The 21037-nt window shown below is 63.5% G+C and carries 20 protein-coding genes; 4 read left to right on the top strand and 16 right to left on the bottom strand.

What is annotated here, in order from left to right; translation table 11 throughout:
• Positions 1–9 precede the first annotated feature (9 nt).
• From AC3FOF_RS17520 to AC3FOF_RS17480, 9 genes are all read right to left on the bottom strand, one after another.
• Positions 10–1002 carry a DUF1839 family protein gene (locus tag AC3FOF_RS17520; protein WP_276269187.1) on the bottom strand — a complete coding sequence of 331 codons (993 nt, stop codon included), beginning with the start codon at positions 1000–1002 and terminating at the stop codon, positions 10–12.
• Positions 1002–2006: an amino acid--[acyl-carrier-protein] ligase gene (locus tag AC3FOF_RS17515; protein WP_488727273.1), complete on the bottom strand. Its 1005-nt coding sequence runs from the start codon at positions 2004–2006 to the stop codon at positions 1002–1004. Before AC3FOF_RS17515 ends, AC3FOF_RS17520 begins: the two co-directional genes overlap by 1 nt.
• A gap of 10 nt (positions 2007–2016) precedes the next feature.
• The gene (locus tag AC3FOF_RS17510) at positions 2017–3177 is read right to left on the bottom strand and encodes an acyl-CoA dehydrogenase family protein (protein ID WP_051078413.1); all 1161 of its coding nucleotides are present in this window, start codon (positions 3175–3177) and stop codon (positions 2017–2019) included.
• Positions 3178–3212: 35 nt separating this feature from the next.
• Positions 3213–3464 (bottom strand): acyl carrier protein, encoded by a 252-nt coding sequence (locus AC3FOF_RS17505; protein WP_017225097.1) that lies wholly within the window; start codon positions 3462–3464, stop codon positions 3213–3215.
• A 127-nt stretch (positions 3465–3591) separates the two neighbouring features.
• The gene (locus AC3FOF_RS17500) at positions 3592–5001 is read right to left on the bottom strand and encodes an undecaprenyl-phosphate glucose phosphotransferase (protein WP_276269188.1); all 1410 of its coding nucleotides are present in this window, start codon (positions 4999–5001) and stop codon (positions 3592–3594) included.
• Between the two features lie 121 nt (positions 5002–5122).
• On the bottom strand, positions 5123–5791 hold the full coding sequence (locus AC3FOF_RS17495) for a phosphatase PAP2 family protein (protein ID WP_488727272.1): 669 nt from the start codon (positions 5789–5791) through the stop codon (positions 5123–5125).
• A 702-nt stretch (positions 5792–6493) separates the two neighbouring features.
• Positions 6494–6805: a hypothetical protein gene (locus AC3FOF_RS17490; protein WP_276269190.1), complete on the bottom strand. Its 312-nt coding sequence runs from the start codon at positions 6803–6805 to the stop codon at positions 6494–6496.
• 100 nt (positions 6806–6905) lie between these two features.
• Positions 6906–7355 (bottom strand): response regulator transcription factor, encoded by a 450-nt coding sequence (locus tag AC3FOF_RS17485; RefSeq protein ID WP_017228335.1) that lies wholly within the window; start codon positions 7353–7355, stop codon positions 6906–6908.
• A 204-nt stretch (positions 7356–7559) separates the two neighbouring features.
• Entirely contained in the window at positions 7560–8420 is an 861-nt protein-coding gene (locus AC3FOF_RS17480) for a helix-turn-helix transcriptional regulator (RefSeq protein ID WP_488727271.1), read from the bottom strand.
• 470 nt (positions 8421–8890) lie between these two features.
• On the opposite strand from AC3FOF_RS17480, the gene AC3FOF_RS17475 reads away from it, so the two are divergent.
• Positions 8891–10585, top strand: a complete 1695-nt coding sequence (locus tag AC3FOF_RS17475; protein WP_488727270.1) for a phage integrase family protein — start codon at positions 8891–8893, stop codon at positions 10583–10585.
• A gap of 50 nt (positions 10586–10635) precedes the next feature.
• On the opposite strand, the gene AC3FOF_RS17470 is transcribed toward AC3FOF_RS17475, so the two are convergent.
• Together AC3FOF_RS17470 and AC3FOF_RS17465 are read right to left on the bottom strand one after the other, a co-directional pair.
• Complete coding sequence (locus tag AC3FOF_RS17470) at positions 10636–11649, bottom strand: ParB/RepB/Spo0J family partition protein (protein ID WP_488727269.1); 1014 nt, start codon at positions 11647–11649, stop codon at positions 10636–10638.
• Positions 11650–11651: 2 nt separating this feature from the next.
• Entirely contained in the window at positions 11652–12311 is a 660-nt protein-coding gene (locus AC3FOF_RS17465) for an AAA family ATPase (protein ID WP_276269193.1), read from the bottom strand.
• A 365-nt stretch (positions 12312–12676) separates the two neighbouring features.
• Between AC3FOF_RS17465 and AC3FOF_RS17460 the strand changes: the two genes are divergently transcribed.
• Complete coding sequence (locus AC3FOF_RS17460; protein WP_006159056.1) at positions 12677–12880, top strand: cold-shock protein; 204 nt, start codon at positions 12677–12679, stop codon at positions 12878–12880.
• 319 nt (positions 12881–13199) lie between these two features.
• Here AC3FOF_RS17460 and AC3FOF_RS17455 read toward each other — a convergent pair whose 3' ends face one another.
• From AC3FOF_RS17455 to AC3FOF_RS17445, 3 genes are all read right to left on the bottom strand, one after another.
• Positions 13200–14243 (bottom strand): replication protein RepA, encoded by a 1044-nt coding sequence (locus AC3FOF_RS17455; protein ID WP_236702259.1) that lies wholly within the window; start codon positions 14241–14243, stop codon positions 13200–13202.
• Between the two features lie 1311 nt (positions 14244–15554).
• Positions 15555–15707 (bottom strand): hypothetical protein, encoded by a 153-nt coding sequence (locus AC3FOF_RS17450; protein WP_488727268.1) that lies wholly within the window; start codon positions 15705–15707, stop codon positions 15555–15557.
• A gap of 437 nt (positions 15708–16144) precedes the next feature.
• Complete coding sequence (locus AC3FOF_RS17445; protein WP_017228340.1) at positions 16145–16348, bottom strand: cold-shock protein; 204 nt, start codon at positions 16346–16348, stop codon at positions 16145–16147.
• 1280 nt (positions 16349–17628) lie between these two features.
• Here AC3FOF_RS17445 and AC3FOF_RS17440 point away from each other — a divergent pair.
• Together AC3FOF_RS17440 and AC3FOF_RS17435 are read left to right on the top strand one after the other, a co-directional pair.
• Complete coding sequence (locus tag AC3FOF_RS17440) at positions 17629–18099, top strand: hypothetical protein (protein WP_035813677.1); 471 nt, start codon at positions 17629–17631, stop codon at positions 18097–18099.
• A gap of 125 nt (positions 18100–18224) precedes the next feature.
• Positions 18225–19595: a sigma-54-dependent transcriptional regulator gene (locus AC3FOF_RS17435; RefSeq protein WP_017228342.1), complete on the top strand. Its 1371-nt coding sequence runs from the start codon at positions 18225–18227 to the stop codon at positions 19593–19595.
• Between the two features lie 163 nt (positions 19596–19758).
• On the opposite strand, the gene AC3FOF_RS17430 is transcribed toward AC3FOF_RS17435, so the two are convergent.
• Both AC3FOF_RS17430 and AC3FOF_RS17425 read right to left on the bottom strand, forming a co-directional pair.
• A complete protein-coding gene (locus AC3FOF_RS17430; RefSeq protein ID WP_017228343.1) occupies positions 19759–20130 on the bottom strand; it encodes a hypothetical protein in 372 nt (123 codons plus the stop codon).
• 18 nt (positions 20131–20148) lie between these two features.
• Positions 20149–20562 (bottom strand): hypothetical protein, encoded by a 414-nt coding sequence (locus tag AC3FOF_RS17425; protein ID WP_276269197.1) that lies wholly within the window; start codon positions 20560–20562, stop codon positions 20149–20151.
• Positions 20563–21037: the final 475 nt, after the last annotated feature.

Raw genomic sequence — 21037 nt, 5'->3', positions numbered from 1 at the left:
GGGCAAGCCTCAGTACTCGGCTTCACCCACATAGCTCGCCAGCGCCGGCACCGCTGCCTCATAGGATGTCTCGAGCTGGTCCAGGCAATCCTGGCAGCGGTCCAGACGGCGGCCGATGATGGAGCGCACCAGCCGGAACTGCATCACCATGGCCTCGGAGGCCACTTTCTGGCAAGCCACGGCGATGCTGTCCGGCATCGGCTGGCCGTGTTGCACCAGCCAGCGCAGATACTGGGCTAGCAACTCGAAGTTGGCGCCCAGCTGGCGCAGCACGCTGAAGGCGTAGGGATGGAAGCTCTCCTCGCCACCCGCCATCAAGGCTTCCTGGTGCGCCGGGAAGGCCGTGCGGAAGGCCGTGATGGGATTCTGCCGCGGACGGCGCGCCAGATGCTTGCGCAGCAGCGCAAGCGAGGCGCGCACCAGCATGGGCCCCTCCAGCGCAGGAAAGCGGCGGCGCACCACCTCGGCATAGGGGAACAGCAGGTTCACATCGTCGGCCAGCACGGGCAGGCACCGGAACAGGCCGGCATAGTCGTCGCCGCTGGCCACGTGGTATCCCTCGTTATGGTAGTAGCCCACCGACTGCGCATCGGGCATCATCACATCGATGCCGATGGTGGTCTTGGCATGCTCGCGGCGGTACGAGGTGGCACGGTTGTCCGGCAGATAGAAGCCATCCACCTCCAGCAGCACCACATGCCCCCGGCAGGTCTGCGCCGCCACCCGCGCTTCCAGCGATTCATAGAGCGATAGTTCCTGCACCACCACGCCGTACAGACGCTCGAGATCGTCGGGCGGATACTTGAAGAAGGTGAACTGGTCGCCCTCGAAATCCTGCGCCACCGTGAACCCGAGGGCCGCCACCGGGTCGAGCGCCCAGCCGTGCAGCAACTCGATCCACAGATCCACATAGCAATTGGTCTGCGGCCAGACCGGGTTGCCATTGTGCAGGGCGTGCGACACATGGGTGCCGCGCTCCAGGGAACGCGGGTCGACGAACATCACAGCCCTCCCAGGGTAGTGCGCACGTCCTTGGGCCAGCGTGCCACATCGAAGCCGTGATGGCGCAGCAGCGCCAGCGTCAGGCGCTCGATGCCAAAGCCCACGCAACCGGTGTGGGCCAGCGCGCCATCGGCGGTGCGCAGATCCCAGACATGGCCGAAATGGTCCATGTGGTAGTTAAAGCTCATGCAAGCGGTGGGCGGCGCGCCGTCGTTGATCGGGATCAGCAGCTCGAACTTGAGCTTGAGCTCGCGCTGGCTGTCGGCCACGATCTTGCCGCCGCGCCCGAAGAACGGATCGTTGGCCACCTCCACCTCGTGCGGGAGCGCGAGCGCCGTCGCGAGCTGCTGGCCACGCTCCATCCAGAGCTGGCGGAAGGCGATGATCTGCCCGGCATTGCCCAGGCGCACATATTCGCGCTGGCGAAACATCTGCATGCGGGCAGGGTCGATCGACGGTTCGTGGCGGAAGCAGTAGGACAACGCATCCACCACGCGGCCCCCGGCCGGCAAGGGCCCGCGCCGGGCCAGCGCCGGATAGATCGGATAGCACGCCGCCGGGGTCATCACCACACGGGTGGGCCGCTGCTCGTCGGCCCATTCCTCGCCGGCTTCCAGCCGTGCCAGCAGGCGGTGCTGGTCACGATCGTTGCCGCAGAAGCTGTGCACGGTGCCGGCAAGCTGCGGGAAGCTCTTGAGATATTCGCTGGCTTCGAAATCCTTGCGCGACATGGCCGGTGGAAAGCGCATCACCTCGGCATGCTGGTCCGCGCCCAGCGCGGTGACGGCAAAGTTCAGGCCGTCGGCGATGGCCTCGAACACCGCGCTGCGGCCATACACGCCGTCGACCCCGCCCGGTATCAGCAGGCCGGCCTCGATCAGCGCCTGCTGGTAGCGGCGCTGGCCCGCCTGCGGATCGCTGTAGGAAGGCGCAGCGGCATTGGCAGCGGTGTCGGCCGCCGGCGCGGAGCCGGTCCGATCATCCGCGCTAACATTGGCATCCATGTCGTGCTCCTCAGCTGGAACGCTCGGCCAGCAGCAGACTGGCGGTATTGGTCAGGATCCGGTCGTTGTTGATCATCAGCGGCGCCGACCAGAGATCGCGCAGGTGGCGTCCCAGGCTGTAGGGCGTGCCTTGCTTGTAGCCCGCCATGCCGCAGATCATCATCGCCTGCTGCACCACCTCGAGCGCCATCGTCGAGACGCTGGTCTTGAGGCCGTTCATTTCCGCCGCCAGCGAGAACAGCGCCGACACCGACAGGCCGGCATGCCGCTGGCGCTGGTGCGCCAGCGCCAGCTCCAGGCGGCCCTCCATCATCTGCACCATCGCCACCGCCTCGGCCACCCGCATCGCGGAGGGCGGCAGCGAGCCCGGGCGCGCACGCGCCTGGCCCTGGAAGAAGGCCTTGGCCCTTTGCACGGCGTCGCTGGCGATGCCGGTCCACAGGGCGGACCAGAGGATGTGCGAGACCGGGGTCATGGTGCCGTCCGCGATCTCGCCGAACGCTACCGGCAGGATCTGTTCGCACGCACCGCGCGCCTCCAGGCGAAAGCCATTGCTGCAGGTGCCGCGCATGCCGATGGTGTCCCACGTGCTGAGGCTCTGCAGCGTGAAATCGGGCTTCAGCAGGCACACCATGACCTGGTCCGAGGGCGAGGCATCGGCATGACGGCGCGCGGTCGCCAGGATGGCGTCGGATTGCGCGCCATAGGAAATCGTGGGCGCCATCTTGAGCAAATGGAAGCGATCGCTGTCAACGCTGACCGCGCAGCCGCTATTGCGCAGCGCTCCGCCTATCGCCTCCTCCGAAGTGGCCGAGGCAAGCAGCAGCTGCTCGGCGGCAATGCGCGCGAGCAATTGCTCGTGCCAGGGGCTGCCCGTGCCATGCTCGACGATGCAGGCCACCTGGATCTGGTGCATGGCATAGACCATCCCGGTCGACGAGCAGGCCGCCCCGAGCACGCGGCAGATGGCCGCGACCGTATCGAGCGAGGCACCGGCGCCGCCGTGCGCTGCTGGCACCATGGCGCCAAGCAGCCGGTGCTGCCGGATGGCGGCAAACGCCTCATGCGGGAATGCGGCATCGCGGTCGACCCGGTCGGCGTGCGGCGCCGCTTCGGCTGCGGCCAGCTGCGCCGCCGCAATCAGCGCGGCGGCATCGGTATGGGCCGCCATCGGACGCGCCAGTTCCACGCTGGCAAGTGGGCGGATCATGCTGCCTCCTGTTGCTGTCTGAGCTGCTCGGCCGCCGCCGCCAGCGAGTTGACGCTGCGAAAGAGCTGCCGGGTCAGCATGGCGTCCGGGATTTCGATATTGAATGCGTTCTCGATGGCCAGCATCACATGCACGGTGGCGAGCGATGACAAGCCCGCTTCATAGAGATCAGCCTGATCGTCGAGAGCGTCGACCGACACATCGAGCCGTGCCACCTCGGCAAGAATTTGTCGAATGGTTGCCTTCATCTCAGTTTCTCCTCCGTGAGGATGGTCGTGTTTGACGATTGAGCCGCAGTTGCCGCGCGGTTTCGGTGCGCTGGCCCACCAACGCCGTATGGCTCTTGTCAACGCGGGAGCCAGCTTCCTCCGCGGCTCAATAGGCTTCGCGTCCCGTCCATCCGTGCACTGCGGTGCGCAGGATGATGCGCAGGTCCAGGGCGAACGACCAGTTGCGGATATAGAAGATGTCGAACTCGATGCGCTTGCGCATCTTTTCCACGGTGTCGGTCTGGCCGCGCAAGCCGTTGATCTGGGCCCAGCCGGTAATGCCCGGCTTGACACGGTGGCGCAGCATGTAGCGATCGATGACCTCCTTGTAGATCTCGTTGTGTTCGATCGCATGCGGGCGCGGACCCACCACCGACATCTCGCCGCGCAGCACGTTCAGGAACTGCGGCAGCTCGTCGAGGCTGGTGCGGCGCAGGATGGCACCCAGCCGCGTCACCCGCGCATCGCCGCGCACGGCCTGCGTCAGGCCGCCCGCCTCCTGATGCTGCACCATGGTACGAAACTTGTAGACATGGAAGGGCCGACCGTCCATGCCCAGGCGAGCCTGATGGAACAGGACCGGGCCCGGGGAAGAGTGCTTGACCAGCACGGCAATCACCAGCAGCAAGGGCGACAGCCCCACCAGCGCCACCAGCGCGAAGACGCGGTCGAAACTGGCCTTGAGCAAACCCGTGATACCCGACTGCGGCGGGCTGTTCAGGTCGATGACCGGCAAGCCGAGGAAGTCGCTGAACCGGTGGCCCAACAGCTCGACCGACATGACGTCGGGCACCCAGCGAATGTCGATCAGGTCGTTGCGGAAGTGGGAAACCACATCATAGAGATCACGGCAGGCAGCCATCGGCAGGGTCAGCCAGATTTCCCGCACATTGTTGCTGCGCACGAACGCGCAGACCTGTTGCAGCGAATCCAGCCGCGTCACGCCGGCGGGCAGCGGCTGCTCGATGCCTTCGTCGTAGATGCCGGCAATGCGATAGCCGGCGCCCCGGTTATTCCGCACTCGCTGGTACATTTCATGCCCAAGCGAGCCGTAGCCCAGGATCACGACACGCTTGGCATTGATACCCAGCTCGCGCACGCTGCCCAGCATGCCGTAGAGCAGCACCCGCGAGGCTAGCAGCGCCACCACCACGCTCAGCAGCCAGCTCATCGACCATAGCCGCGACAAGGCGGCCGACTGGTGCATCAGGAACACGGTGACCAGGCCCAGCATGCAGACCGCCCCCCAGGCGGCAAGCGTACGTGCGGCCAGCACAGTACGGCTGCGGCCGCGCCAGGAGTTGTACAGCCCGCAGGCGGGAAACACCAGCAAGGTGCTCACCGAACACAGGGCAGTGATAAAGCCATGAACCGGGGGGGCGCCGCGCAGGCCTTGCGGGAAGATCAGCTCGCCGATCGCCACGCCGCACACGGCGACGATGCCCGCATCGGCGAAGCGATACATGATTTGCAGCGCAGCTTGCCTCTCGGCGAAGAATGCACGGATCTTCGACATGGTCTGCCTCCGTCCGGCAAGCCGGATATGCAATGCAGAACATGGTTGCGCCGCGCCACGGCGCCGGTCTGTTGGCTGGCGCACATATGGGCTTGCGGCGAGTGCCGGCGATGCAGGTTGCTCAGCGCTCCCGCCGCGCTTCGGGCAGGCAGGCCAGCAAGCCGGCGCCGTCGCGCTGCCAGGCCCATTCGCGCCACTGCCCGCGCTGGTACGGCTTGTCGCGCCCCGCCAGCCGAGCGGCAAACATCTCGATCCACTGATGCGTGGGCGCGGCCACGCCGGCCGCCGGCACGGCCAGCATCAGCACCAGCACCAGCGCGCCCGCCAGGGCCGGCGCGGAGCGTGCCGGCCTTGCGCTCCACAGCATGAAGGTCAGGCTTGCGCCAAAGCCAAGCGCCAGCCCGCTCAGGACTTCGGAACCGGAATGCGCCTGCAGCTTCAGCCGCGACACGCCGACCAGCAGCGCAAACAGCAAGCCAAGACAGCCCGCGCCGACGGCGAGGCGCGGGTGCCGTGCGGGCACGACCAGGTAAAACAGCACCGGCAGTACCGATGCGGACATCATGCTGTGGCCGGAAAAGCCCGTGAAGTTGATGGCCGCGCAGCCAATGCCCCAGCCCAGGAAGGCGAGCTTGGAGACCAGCACCACCGCGGCCGTCGCGCCGAATGCGATCAACCAGCGGCGTGCGCTGTCAGCGGCGCCGGCATGGAACAGCCACGCGGCGATCAGCACGGCGCATGGCAGCAGCAGGGAGGTCTCGCCGAATCGGGTAATGAAATTCCAGGGCATCTTGAGGGCCGTCTTGGTCGGGCAGGCAAAAAAAATAATACAGTTGCGCGGCAGGCAGGCCTGGCCACACTGGCCGGCATGCCTGCCTAAACCCAGCCAGAAGCATGAAGCAGCCAGGATACCGGCTCGTGTCCCGCGGCACCGCACGAAGCGCACATTGGGCTGGCGGGCTTCGTGCAAGGGCGGCGCACCCGGGCCTGGGTCATGCGGCGAATGGTGCTTCTGGTCGATACAGTTGCTGCCGGTGTTTGGCTATCGTCGAACAAGTGGCCGGTCGAGCGGAATCGCGCCGGCCACTTTGGAGTCCGCATGGTCCCCCGGTCGGCGGGCTCTTTTTTTTGGGGCCGGCCAGGCCGGGGAGGCGCAAGCGCAAAGCTGCCTGCGGCAATGGCGCCGCGGGGCGGACGTGCCGTGAGAAGCCGCGATCGCCGTGCGCCCCATCCACACGCGCAAAAAAACAAAGCCACGGCTTGCCGCCTGTGCCGGCCGGCTCGACCGTGGCCCTCAAGATCCGGCGCAGCATGCGCTGCGACCGCATCACGCGTGCGCGCATCCTGACTGGCATGCGCACCGGATTGCTCCGGTCCCCCGAACACGCGCGCTTCGTCGCTCCCCTCTTTGTGCCTTGCGGCGCCGCCAATGCTGCTGACCGGCGCTTGTGCCTGATTTGCTTGACTTGCCTATCCCGACGACGTCGACGACCTAGCCTGCCGCCGGCTCGGGCTGGGACTCGCGCACCGGCTCGCCGGCGACCATCACGCAATACTCATGGCGTGCAAGCATGCCTTCCCTCACTGTCGCCAAATGCCTTCGTGCTTCCTGCTCGCCGGCAAAGGTGGCAGCGGCGATCGCGGCTGCCTCGCAGGCATAGCGCATGCCATGCAACTCGCCGCGATACAGCAGCGGCTCGTCGCGTCCGGTGGTCAGCCTGATTTCGTAGCAGCATGCCCACTTGCCCCGGCCCTCCGGCACGGCGAAGCCGCGCACGACCAGGATGTCCAGCCCGTTGTCCATATGACCCCCTGTTACAGCGCGCGGCGGCCACATCGGTATTGATATCCCCGGCTTCGTTCTCCGCGCGACTCAAGCATAGGAGCCTGCGTCGTCCGGCGCATCATCCCCTTGCCGTAGACCCACCTGAACCGATGGGGGATGGGGCTGGCATGGCAAAGGCCTGGCGCGGGAAACACTGGCCGCCGGCGCGCACCAGCACCACGGCCGCGCGCGTCTGCTCCGGCGTGCAGGGCACGGTCATGCAGCCGCTGGCCCCGAGCCGGGCTGCATGACTGGTGAACAGCAGGTCAGGGGATTCGCACAGGACCAGCCAGCGCCGCGGCGCGAGCCGCTGGCACAGTGTATCGAGCAACAGAAACGGATCGGCCTGCGCCCCGCTGCAGTCGAGCAGCGCGAAATCGACTGGCCGCGGCGGCACGTCGGCCGGCGCGGCTTCCAGCAGCCATTCGGGCGTCTGCGATATCACGGGGGCTAGCGCGGAAAGCTCGCGCAGGTGGCGCAGCACGCCCCGGCGCAGCATCATGTTGTGGGCAAGCAGGAGCGTTGTCATCGGCTGGGGGTGACAGCGGGTTGGCAGGAGGCATCGCGATGCGCCACGGTCCGGCGTTCCGCGTTAAGCACTTCTCGATTAGCGTAGCAAGAACGATGGTGCGCTGCCTCGTGCATTCGGATGAGGCCGCGTATCGCCAAGGATGAAGCCGAGGGTGCGTCGAACCGCCCCGCGCCATCGCGGGCAACAGGGCGGAACGGATGATCAGGCAGCCTGGCAGACGCTGACCAGTTCGACAGGCGACGACGCACCGCCACGTGCGGGCGCGGTGGCCGGTGCTGGCCCGGGCCAGCTCAGCTTGGCACCGCGCTGCAGCGCCACGTAAACCGCCTCGCCCTTGTTGCGCACGTGCAGGCGCTGGTACAGCGTGCAAGCGTGGGTCTTGGCCGTGGCCACCGAGATATTCAGCAGGCGGCTGACGGTCTTGATCGGATAGCCTCGCGCCAGCAATGCCAGCACCTCGTACTGACGCTCGGTAATATTCAGCAGGTGCGAACCGGCGGAAGGCGTCTCCAGTTCGGGGGCGCCAGCGAGCGCGCTCTGCAGCGCCGCCTGGCCGCCGGGCTCATGGGCGTCGACCGGCTGGATCCTGCCCGCCTGCCTATGCAGGGAGGAGGGAGCAGGCCTTGCCTGAACTGCCGGCCATGGCGCGGCGCCCTGGTCGCCGCAAGCCGCCTGGGCGCGAGCGGGAAAACACTCCCCATCGGCAAGCACCAGGCGAATCGCCGCGTCCAGCATCTCGGCGCTGCAGGCCTTGGACAGCAGGCCGCGGACATTGCCTGGCATCGCGCCATCGAAGTCGGGTGAGGGAATCTGATCGGACAACACCAATACCCGCTTGGGCATCAGTGTCTGGCATGCCTGATCCAGTTCCTGCCAGCCGGCAGCCGGTTCCGGCGACAATCCGTAGATCATCAGGTCCGCATGGCAAAGCCACTCAGCAGGGTAAGGCAGGGAGCCGGGGTCGATATCAACCAGGTCGCCGTGGAGACCCGCCTGTGTCAACAAATGGCGCAGACCCAGGCGCAGCAGGGGGTGAGGCTCGATCAAGAGGATTGTGGCCATGGCCGCTCTCTTTTTTTGTTACGGCATGGCGAGCCCCGCGACAACCCGCACATGCTATAGAAAATGCCCGCTATGCTGCAGTTGCATTTCCATACGATCCGTCTCGACTCCAGACCGTGGCAGCGTACCCGTCCAGGTTGCACTGCTGGGTGACCGTCCCTTGGAGTCCTTTCGAATCGCCCCGTTTGCGTTCTTATTACGCTGTAGATGCTTCTTAATTCAGAGTTAAAAGAATCTAACTCTGGGTCTCAGGATAGGCACAGCATGGGGGGAATGCAAGCGAGGTTACACCCGGGAAAGTATGTACCGGAACACTGCCGATACGCTGTGCGTCAGCGCACGGAAGTACATTTTGGCGCTCTGGCGGCGGCGTATACCAGACTTCCACGCTATAATTATCGGCATTGTACTTCACTATGCATTTATACCCGGATGCATTCAGCAGCTGCCTAAGTGCCTTATGAATCAATATGTTAGCCTTCAATCCAGGCATCGCCATGCAGCCTGGTAAAGCCCCGAATCTCAGCCTCACGCGCAGCGAATTTGCCGCCGTACGGGCCTATGTACAAGGCATGCCGGCGGCGATGGTGGCCGACCGCTACCTGTCCGACGACAGCGACGATGACGCCGGTGGCGAATCCGCGCTGCGTCTGCTGCTAGCCTTGCGAGACCGCATGGTCCAGCTGGCTCACCTCCACAACCGCCAGGATCTGGCCGAATTGCTCGAGATGGGTCCGGGCCGCTCCAACCGCGGCATGGACCGCCGCGTGGAAGCGCTGGCCGAGCTGGAACGGCTCGGCACGGCACAGCCGCGCGCCGATCATGGTATCGAACTGTGGTTCTCGCCGGCTCTGGCCCGGCGCTTGCGCGCCCAGAAGATATCCAATCTGCATATTCTGGTGGAGCTTGCCAACCGGCACGGTAACGCATGGTGGCGTTCGGTGCCACGCATCGGCTCGCTGGCTGGCGCCGTCATCAACCGCTGGCTTGCCGATCATAGGGGCGTGGTCAAGGACGAGCAGGGCCGGCCACTGCTGCGCGATCATGTTGGTGCCCGGGGGCGCCTGGCCGAAACGGCGCTGGGCCCGCAGCTTCGGCAGTTGGTGCCTTTTGAGCTGATGCGGGATGAAGAAACAGGTACGGGGTGCGATCACCCACCTATTAGTGATTCAAGAGTCACCTATAGGAGCGATCTCGCTGCCGTCCGCGCCTGGCTGTCGGCAAATTCGGCACAACGGAGCACATGGCTCGCTTATCGCAAGGAAGCCGAACGGCTGCTGCTATGGGCTGCTGTACAGCGAAAGAAACCACTGGGTATGCTGGATCGGCAGGACCGGCAGGATTTTTTTGTGTTCTTGCGTAATCCGGGGCCGGTGCATCTCTGGGTCGGGCCCCGCGCATCCAGGGAGTCGGCTGCCTGGCGTCCATTCACGGGACCGCTGTCGGAAAGCAGCGTACTCCATGCTTCGCGCATCCTCGGTGCCTTGTACGAATGGCTGCAAACGCAGGGCCATGTCTCGGCGCACGCCTGGCAGCCCGAGGCGCGGTCCAGGTTGCCGCAACGCGCGGCTGCCCCGGCGGCCGTCGGTAGCATGCTCGACGAGGCAGCCCTGGCGCGGTTTCTGGACTGGCTGGCGAAGCAGGGGCGGGACCCGGATGGCGTGCGGTATCGTGCCGCCGAGGCTGCTGTCCGATTGCTGCAGGAACAGCACATCGGCTTTGCCAGCCTGACGAATTTCACGCACGACCAGCTTCGGGGTTCGGACGCAGAATCGCCTGCCGGTGTAGATGGCCTGGGCGAGGCAACGCGCATGGCTATGGCGCGTCACTGGCGCGATCGTGGACTTGACTGGGACAACCGGGCAGCAGAGCCTATCGTGATGGTCGGCCCTCCCCGCCTCCCACCCACGGGCCGCGCGATGCGCAAGGCGGATCGCGCCCCTGGCGCGGGCTATTCGGTGCGGGGGCTGCACGCCCTCCTGAGCCAGGCCATCGAACGCTACCGGGAAGACGTGGAGGAAGAATTTGCGGCGCGTTCGCCGCGCGACCTCGCGGGCCGGAGAACCCGCGCGAAACCGTTGGGGAACCACGGGGAGATAGCCGCGGTGCCGGTCGTTGTCCCCACCGGCGCTGAGGACCGGGACGGCGCCGCGACGGCTGGCTGAGCGGCTGAAGACCGGCCGGAGACGGCCATCCCTGCGCTCGGGTACGGCTTTCAGCCGGCGGTCTTCTCCAGGCCGAAGCGCGCCTTGAGGGCTTCGACCAGCGCTTCGCGCGCGCCTCGGTCGCCTACCTGCACGTCCAGCATCACGCGCCCTGAATCCCATTCCTTGATCGTTCCCAGCAGTTGGCCGCCATCGCTGCGGATCTTGTACTGACGGCTGATCTCCTTGATCTTGCGGGCCTTCCCTTCTTGCGCATGCTTGCGAATGGCCTCGACTTCACGGCTCGACAGGCCTTCGGCCATGATCCGGGTGGCCAGGTCGCGAGTCCGGTCTTCGCCGACGATCTTGCAATAGAGCGTGAGTTCGTATCCGGTGGCGATACCGATGGCGCTGGGGCGCTCCCGCATGACGCCCAGGACGGACTCAGGCAGTCTTAACAGGGCCAGGGTCTTGTTTACCGTCCCGGCGGACATCCCGGTCAGTTCGCAGATGTCTTCCTCTTTCTGGACCTTGCCCTCATCCAGCAGTTGCCGCCAGGCGATCGCGTTGTCCAGCGCCGACTGGTCAGAGCGTTGCTCATTGAGCAGGAAGGACAAGCGATAGAAATCGAGTTCGCTCAGGTCGCTCTCGATGAAGCATTCCATCTCGAGCTTGCCAGCGGAGGCTAGCGCGCGCTTGCGGTAATGCCCGTCGATCAGGATGTAGTGCCCCGGCCGAGCAGGATCCGGCGTGGCCAGCCCTGGCGTCTTCTGGCCGTGAGTCGCAATCGAAGCCGCACGTTCCTGGACAACGGCCGAGTCGTAGATGCGACGGGCATTGAACGGATTGTCGTGGAGTTGCGCCAGCGGGACCTGCATCAGGATCCGCCCCCCCTCCTCCGGCAAGTCACTTTCAGCGCTGAAAATGGGGCTCGGCTCGCGGGTGCGAGCCTGCAGCAGACCATTGGGATGCTGCGAAATTGCCGCTTCGGCGCGTGCAAAGCGGTCGAGCGAGTCGCCCCGCGTTTTTTCGGCTGCCATTCCCGCCAGCATGCCTGCCTTGAGGCTTTTCAATTTTGTGGCCATTCCTATTGCTCAATCAAAGACAATATCTCGTCGACCATCATGTCGACTTCCTGCACTGACTCGCGTGCCCCTGCCACGCCGTGAACAGTACAACCGATCGCCTGGCATTCGCGGAAGGCGGAGCGCGATCCGATCATGGCATTCATCAAGGGCACCTCGGCATCGTCACCGAGAATCTCGATCGCCTGGCGTGCAATGGAAACACGACGCTGCACCATATTGGCCATCACCCGGATACGGAGCGTCTCGTTCTGGACCTGGGCATGCTGGGCCAGCGTTTTGGCAGCCACGGCGGCCCACAGGTCCGGAGGCGACGGAACCACGGGAATAATGGCGAGATCGGAAATCAACAGCGCGCTGGATGGCGCAGCCGAGTGAACTGCCGGAGGACAGTCCACTACGATGTAGTCGTAGTCCTGGACAAATTTCCTCACTTCGCGGTGCATCGCCCCGCCCGACGGCGCCAAGCCAATCACTGATGCGGGAAAGGGCCGCTCGTCGCTGGCCTGGGCCGCCCAGCGCGTGGCGGTACCCTGTTCGTCCATGTCCACCAGCATGGAACGCGCGCCTCTCAGGCCAAGCGTGCCGGCAAGATGCATGCTGACTGTTGTCTTGCCGCATCCGCCTTTCTGGTTAAAGACCGTGATGATTTTAGCTGGCACTACGACCTCTCTTTCAGCGCTGAAAGCGCGATTAACTCTAGCCGCAACTTTAGTCAATGTGACGTGCTGGCTCAACTGTTTTTTGAGTTTATATTTTTAATATAAAATTAGGAAAAGCATTCCGCGTTATGGAAATAACAGAATAGCGCTTGAAATGCGGCATGGAATGCGCCTACATTAAATGTAGTGCGTCTTACGCCGCACATGACACAACAAGACAAACTGGTTATGATGCCCGCTACAGTCGAGTCAAGTCGTGTCACCTCGTCGGCATCCGTTCGGTAACTACGAGAACTTAACGTGCTTGAACGGTTGTTAGCGTTGTTTGCGTTGTGTACAAGAACTTGCTTCGAAAGGAAATTCACATGGCAACCGGTACGGTCAAATGGTTCAATGAGACCAAGGGCTTTGGCTTCATTACCCCGGACGACGGCGGTGCGGATCTGTTCGCGCACTTCTCCGAAATCCAGGGTTCGGGCTTCAAGACGCTCAAGGATGGTCAGCGCGTCACGTTTGAAGTAAAGCAGGGCCCGAAGGGCTTGCAGGCATCCGCCATCAAGCCGGCCTGATCTCACGAATCACGCCGAAGTCGCAGACCGCGCGGGGCTCCCGGGCCAGGCAAGGTCAGCAAAGCAAAAGGCAAGCGTTCCACGCTTGCCTTTTGTGTTTCTGGCAGTCTGAAAACCATCCTCCCGCCTCATCCTCCGGACTCCCCTTCAGGAGCCCGTATACGCCGTATACGCCGGCGCCAAGCCTCTCACACCCAATCGTCCCATAGCGGCAGTCAGACCGCTGGCATTGCGCCTGGTTCGCCCCGAATTCCTGCGGGGGAACGAAAAACCCGCGGGCCAAGTCAGCGCGCGGGTTCGGCAATGCAATCGACATACCCTACGCCAGCTTGCGAACGCTGGTTCTGGAGGGTTGCAGGATCAGGGCCTTGGAAGAGTCGGCGTCTACCTTGGCACCCGGGTAGACAACCAGCACATCTTTGAGCGCCTTGCGGAACAGAGCACGGAACTTCCGCTCGCTCTCGGTCTCGGTGCCGAACTGCATTTGCAGTGCTTCCCACGGAATCTCGGTACGGCGCTGAATCGTAAAGAAGCGATAGGTCAGCCAGGAGTATACGTCGAGCGCGAAAGGTGATTGCTTGAGGGCCTTTAGCGCCCGCATATCGACCGGTACCGGCCGGTTAACCAGCTCGTTGAAAAACGGTTCGGACAATACCACAAAACTCTCGAACATCGAGCCCTGGCCCGGCTGCATCGGGTCCCACCAGGTCGACAACTGGTCAGCCAGCAGATAACCGACGCGATCGATGGATAACGGCTCGTGATTCGGGTTCTGGTTCTGGCTCGGCGTGGACTTGTTCTGCACGATCGCGATGGTCGCCGAGAACAAGCGAATCATCTGTTGCCGAACCAGCGTCATGGTGCCGCGCTTGCCGCCGGTAGCCATCGGTATACCGAGGTTGTACATGAACTCCGACAAAGAATTGCCAAGCGAGATACGGCGGTCTTCCACGGTACCGGTAAACTCGCCGCGCTTTTTCTTGGCCATGATCTCCTTGCCGATCCAGGCAAGCATCAGGCGCGGATAGGAACCATAGGGATAGCCCAGCGACACGGTTTCGGACACCAGTTTCTGGCGTCCGTTGCTGGCTTTCTCGGAGCGCTGTTGCGTGAAATAGCCAGGCTGGATCATCAGCGAAATATTGCCGCTTGTGCGGGTCCACACCGGCGGTGCCCCCTTCGGGGCCCGGTAAGGCAGGGTGACCTGCACGCTGGCGCGGCTTAAAAAGCCGACTTCGCCACTTTGCCAGGCATCTTCCCGTTCCATTGCCTGTGCTTCGTCGAACAGACGCTGGAATTTCTCGGACGGAACCAGACTGTTCTCGTCGCCGGGAACGATGATGCGGGAGGGCTCGCTGTCCATATCGGCTGGACCGCGAGACCCCAGGATGGTCTGGGTGCGTTTGATGGGCATATTGGCGTGCTTCGGAATACCCGACTTTTTACGCGAAGCAATCAGCCTTGTCACGCAGAAACAGGTTCGGTAAGCGAATTTCCTGCAATGCCGCGTGTTTTAGGGTTGGCGGGTCTCATGGCTGGTCGCATGGTGGACTGCGGTGGGCAACCCGGGAGGGTTGTCCACGGTGGGCCAGCCATCAGCTACCAGTAAACGATAAGGGTATGGGTTAACTACTCGTAAACCGTATACGAGGGGTCCATGCCCTTGATTCGTATACGTAAACGGAGACCTTCCGAACCAGATTCTGCGTGAAACCGTACTCGATTCTGCGAAGTGCTGTACCAGATTCTGCGGTATACCGAACCCGTTTCAGCGCAAAGCCCGAACCGGTTTCTGCGGGGATAAGTCCGCTTCAGCACAGGCTTTTCCACAGATCCAGAGGCGAAAAGCGTACCTGTTTCTGCGTGCGCTGCCCGTTTACCGGCACTTTTGGTACAGGAATCGGGTTGACGGGGAAGTTATCCCCGCAGAAACGGGTACGCACCCCAGTCCGTCAGGGTCTTGATACTCGCCTTCCGTACCCATTTCTGCGCAGCGTAGCCCTCTGGCGCCCCATTTGCGTACCCAATTCTGCGTAGAACCTTTTCGCGGCGCCGCTTCCGTACCTTGCCAGGCTGGAGCGTACCCGTTTCTGCGGCGTACCCAATTCTGCGTATTGCCCTTCCCGACTTGAGCGCGCCGAAGCGTACCCAATTCTGCGTGCCCATTCCCGGTGCATTCTTGGCGGAAACGTACCCGTTTCTGCGTGCACCCGGTGAGGTGTTTTCCGGAAAGCGTTCCCTTCTTTCTATTATACACAACCTTTTCCTTGAAAGCGAGTGCTTGCACTCAGAAAAACCAAATAGCCAGAACGAATTTGATGCGCGTACCTGTTTCTGCGTGTGTTGGCGACCGCCGCAGTGTCATTTGCGTCCGGTCGTGGGCGACGCGGGATCCTGGCGTACCCGTTTCTGCGGATCGGAGGCCGTCAAGCCGGCGGTTGGCGGCGTACCCATTTCTGCGGCCTCGGGGACATTTACTTGGTGTGGCAAGGAATTGGCCTGACGAGACATCGAGGACGCGGTCCCAGAAAGCGAAAAATGGCCTGCCAGAGCGAAGCTCAGCGGTTTTTAGCGCCCGTGCGTACCCGTTTCTGCGTAGATGCGCGCCGCAGCGCCCGTAGGCGAACCGGGAAGAAAATCTCGGGCGTACCCATTTCTGCGTTGCGGCAATACGTCACTGCTCCCCTTGCGCTGGCTGGCAGGTGCGGAGGTGTAGCCAGTTCTGGCGTGTGCGCGGGTCGATTTCGGTGTCAGGCGTACCCGTTTCTGCGTGGTTTTTCTTGCCCTTGCCGTGTTGCAGATGCGCATCGACGAAAAAATAGGGCAAGGAAGGCGCCTGTGCGTACCCGTTTCTGCGGGCGTCGGCGGGGCTCAATTGGAGCAAGTGCGGCAGATCCGGGCTGCCAGATCACTGCTTGCGTACCCGTTTCTGCGTGGCAAGCCCGGTCACTCCAAGGCAGCCGCGGGCCACCGGGCTGTCCAGGTTTGGGCGCAGGCGTACCCGTTTCTGCGTCAACGGCCTGCGCAACGTTCGCGCTTCGGATAGGGGATGCCCAGCCAGGAGAGGCGGCAAGACTAAGCGTGCAGGCCAGGGCTCGGGCGCCGCCGCGCTAGCCGGGTACCAACGCAAGTGCGTCTATGGCAGGCGGCGAAAAGGGCCCCCGCTGGCGATTGCCGCGTTGTGCATGGGCGAAAAAAAACCCCGCCTCGAGAGGCGGGGTTTTCCTGACTGGGTGCGCCCCGAGCGGGGCGCCAGTCTACTGCTTACAGCGGCGTGATGTTCGCAGCCTGCAGGCCCTTCGGGCCGTTCTTGACTTCGAACGACACGCGTTGGTTTTCCTGCAGCGACTTGAAACCGTCGGCGCGGATTTCAGAGAAGTGCGCGAAGAGATCGTCACCGCCTGCGTCCGGCTTGATGAAACCGAAGCCCTTGGCGTCGTTGAACCATTTAACGATACCGGTTTGCATGGTATTGCTTTTCCTGGGAAAAATTTAAAAGAAACGGATAGCTCACGCGTATCCGAGCAAAGCAACTCAAGGAAAGGACACCATGGACAACGGAAGTACCATGACGGTGGCTAACGAATGTGCTGTTGCCTCGTCGCTTGAATCTAGCGGGGTTTATACGGCGGATTAGCGCTAGCGTCAAGGTAGGGTCATTCTGGATGTCTGCCTGGATTCACCGCCTGCGGTGGGGCATTACCACGCCTTTTGCATGGTGCTTATTCGGTAAAAGTGCCGTTATGGGCACAAAACTGGACGAAAGTACGCTCGATCCGACGTCCGGGCATCCCACGACAGTAGTGTAAAAAAAGTGCTGATCAGAGCATAGATTCAGGCAATTTTTACATGCTGCCCCCGGAGTCCCTCTTCAAGCCCGGTGCATTCGCCTCACCCTCCCGCGCCTCTCGGGCCTCCTGTTCCTGCTAGTGACCCAGTGCCGTGCGCGTGAGAGGATCGTCAACGCCATCCCGCATGCGATCCGCGTGGCCATTACCGCGGGGATGGGGCTGTCTCGCCATTGTCGCGCCCAAGGATGGCGGCATCGTTGCGGCCGGTCTGGCTACCCTGGTGACGCTCGGGGACCTGCTCCAGGTACCGGCCCTCCTGGCCGTCGTCAGCTTTTCGTCATCGTCGTGCTTTCGTGCCCGCAGTACTGACGCGCCGGGCATGTCTTTTGCCAATTCCGTGTCCCACTGCAAAGCGTACCCGTTTCTGCGTTATTCCCGGGACGCCTTCCCGGCCCGGAAAGCCTGCAGGGCGTACCCGTTTCTGCGTTGCATCCCGCCTGATTTCTCACCGCGCCAGCCGGCCCGGTGCGTACCTGTTTCTGCGTTAAATGTGAGTGATCATTTACGTCGAAAGGCATATGGAATGCCGCACGCTGCTCATACTAAAGGATGATATTAGGCTGAATACCGATACGGAGGGCTGGACAAACAGGTGCAAATGCACTGAACTAGAGTCGTGGCAGATTGTGGGGCGCTTCAGGGCGCCCCTTCTTGACTCCGGCAGTCCGGAGATGCGCCGGCTGGCGCAGGGTAGTCAAGCCAGGATAACGACAGTAACAAGTCCGCCGCGGGCAGAACGGCAAGGACTGACCGAGCAGACCATCGTTCAGATGGCTTCGCCACCACGAAAAGAGCGCGCGGATACACGCCCGCCTGATCAATGCAAACAATAAGACTAAACATAAGTGGTAATCGCGAACGTGTAGTGCCGGGGGTGTTGTTCAACGGGGATCAATCATGACTGCAGGAGAAATCCGGCGACCCGCCATAGGGCCCATCAGCGAGTCAGCCAGTCTTTCCATACACCGTGCCTGGGCAGCTTTGGGAGAAGCCGCCGCCGAGGCACCGCACCGACAACGCATCAACGAGCGGGACGACCCTGCTGTCGGCACTGTCGAAACGTTCCTGAGCCAGGACCAGATGCTGCCGCCCTACGCGCGTGCCGCCATCGAACAACTGCTGCAGCGACAACGTGCCCTGGAAGCCGAGTCATTCCGGCAGCGCGCGCTGCTGCAGGAATGGATCCTCAGCCAACTCACCTACAAAGCGCTCTATTACCGTTACTCCGGCCAGTCGCCGGAAGCGCCGCGCAGCGAATTGATGCACGAAAAAGACCAGGTGCGGCGACGTATTCGCGACCAGCTTCAGGCCGGTGGCGACCATGAGGCCATTCTTGGCGAGCAGTCCCGCAGTTTGTCCAGACCGTAATGCCGGCGTTGCGCGCGGGGGCAGATCCCCGACCGACTCGGCTTGACCGCGAACGCAGCCTGCTTCAGGGCGGGATCGCGGTGGAAGCCGGAATAGTCAATATGCTCAACGTCCGGGAGACCGCTATGGACCGACTGTGCAAGGTGGCGACACGCACCGCGCAAGTGCTGGTCGTGTCGCGCCACGAACCCTATGGATTCGATCCGGCCCAGTTCGGGTCTGGCTGGGAAATTCGCCATATCCAGCAGATCCGCGATCTGAGCCGGGTGGTACGAGGCAGCGCGCCGATGGCCGGCGTCATCGACCTTGAAAGCGAATACAGCGACGCCGAACTGACGCAGCTCGAACAGAGCCTGCAATACCTGCATGTGATGTGGGTGGCGATCACGTCGTCGCGCATGCTGGAAGACGAGCGCGTGCGAAGGCTGATACGCGACTACTGCGTGGACTACGTGCGCACGCCGTTCTCGTTCAGCGAGCTGCTTTACACGCTCAAGCATGCGCACGGCATGGCCTGCCTGCACGGTGCGCGCAGCCACGAACTGATTGGCCATGGCCCCATGATCGGCGAGTGCGCGGCGATGCGGAGCATGTTTCGCTCCCTCGCCAAGGTGGCCCACAACGAAGCGCCTGTCTTTATTTCCGGCGAGTCCGGCACCGGCAAGGAACTGGCGGCGCAGGCCGTTCATGAAGCCTCGAGCCGGCGCAAGGGGCCGTTCGTTGCAATCAACTGCGGCGCCATCCCGCCGCACCTGGTGCAGTCGGAGTTGTTCGGCTACGAGAAAGGCGCGTTCACGGGCGCCAACCAGCGCAAGATCGGCTGGATCGAGCAAGCCCAGGGCGGCACGCTGTTCCTCGACGAAATCGGCGACCTGCCACTGGAGAGCCAGGTCGCCCTGCTGCGCTTCCTGCAGCAAGGCACCATTACCCGGCTTGGCGGGCACCAGTCGATCCCGCTGGATCTGCGCATCATCTCGGCGACGCACGTCGACCTGGTGGCGGCGCAGTCCGACGGCCGCTTCCGTGCCGACCTGTTCCACCGGCTATGCGTGCTGACCCTGTCGATTCCGCCATTGCGCGAACGCGGCGAGGACATCCTGCTGCTGGCCAACTCGGTGCTGGCGGAACACGGTCACGAGGCGCATCGGCGCATACGCGGTTTTTCTCCGTGCTCGACGCAGGCCATGATGCAGTACGAGTGGCCGGGCAATGTGCGCGAACTGATCAATCGGGTACGGCGCGCCATTGTCATGACCGACAATCGCAAGATCACCGCGGAGGACCTGCAATTGCACGGCGGCACCGACACGCCGCGCAAGACCCTCGACGCGATTCGGGAGGAAGCCGAGCGCGAGGCGATTCGCACCGTGATGGCGAGCCACGGCTTCCACGTAGTGCCGGCCGCGCGCGAGCTCAATGTGTCCCGGGTCACGTTGTACCGGCTGATGCACAAGCACAATATCCGCATTGAAGCGCGGCCGGGCGCCGGCGAATAGTCGGCAAGCCGAGGATACAGGCGGGCTTCGGCCCGCCTTGTTCCCTGGCGCCATCCACCGCGCACCGTGGCGTGCGCAGGCGCAGGCCCGGCATCCCGCTACGGACGCGCTGTTTCCCCCAGAACCCGGTTCCCCCTGAATCCGAGCTGCGTTGTTGCGGTGCTCAATGGGTCGTGCTGAAGCTCGCTGGCCCGTCGCCCTGCACGTCGTCGTCTCCGGCGGCGACATTCACGCCGGCACCGCCCCGGGCCTTGAACAGCGCGCTGCCGCCGCCGAATGCGTGCTTTGCGGACGTGCCGATGGGGGAGGGATGGTCGCGCGCGCCGAGTTGGCTGTTGCGCCCGGCGCCCGGTTCCGCCTTGAAGCGGATATCTCCCCAGGCAAAGCCAAAACCGCGGACGTAGATGTCATTGCTGACGGTTGTCTGGTTAAAGGCATCGGCGTCATCCGGGCGATCGAAATAGCTGAAACCGACTGCCGACGCACTGGTGGAAAGCAATACCAATGCCGCGATCGCGAGCATCTTCGTTTTCATGGCTATCTCCCTCCCCTCTTAGAAAAAAGTGCCCGCCGGGGGACGGAGCACAAAAGCATTGAACGAGGCATTCGCCGCGCCTGCCTTCTGGTTTTGCTGTACCAGGCCCGTGGCATTGCCGCCGGACGGGCCGCGCGCTACGGCGGCGGCGGATTGCTGGAAACGTGCGGACGGAAACAGCCCGACAGCGGCAGCTATCGGCATGTCCCCCTGCGGAATGCCGCGATCGGCAGTATTCGGCTCGACGCCGCGCAGAACGACGAAATCGCCTGGATCTGCAAGCGCGGAGAAGGAAGCAACGGCGGCGACAAAAGCTGCAAGACCGAGGGCGCAGGGCGCGCCAGTCGATACGAGCGCCTTCGTGCCGTCATTCGCGCTGGCGGCTGACGCATGGCAGAACTCACTCCCGAGTGATTGGGCTCGTCGCGTCATCTTTTTGTGTCTCCCCGCTCGGAACAGAGCGACAAGCGTGCCAATGCCGCGAAAACCAGGGCTGGTAAGGGTTTGCGGGTGGCTCTCGAGGGTGGGGAGAAGTTCCCCACAAGAGGGGGGACATTTTCGTTGCAACGCTGAAACACGCGGATACCGCCGCCGCAGGGGCGCGGCCCCGGCCGAATCGCCGCGCGGGCCTTACGTTTCGGGCGCATGGACGCGCCTTGTCCGCCCGGCAGGCCTGTCCGGCGCAGGTTGCATCGTTGAAACAGGCGCCAAGGCCGCTTGCATGCGAGGCCTACCGCTCTGCGACGCCTGTTTGTGCTCCGCTGCGCAACCCTGGCGGCGCGCAGGTAGTCACGCAGAAACGGGTACGCTCCAGTCTTGCCGAGGTGTGACCGTGGCTCCGGAACGCGGCTCGTCGGGGCGGTTGCGAAGCTGTCAAGCCGCCAGGGTGGCCAGCCTCTCGGCGCTG

Source organism: Cupriavidus sp. 96C5-1 (assembly GCF_057798855.1).
Note: the sequence above shows the minus strand (reverse complement) of the source record. Positions and strands in the feature narration are given on the sequence as shown.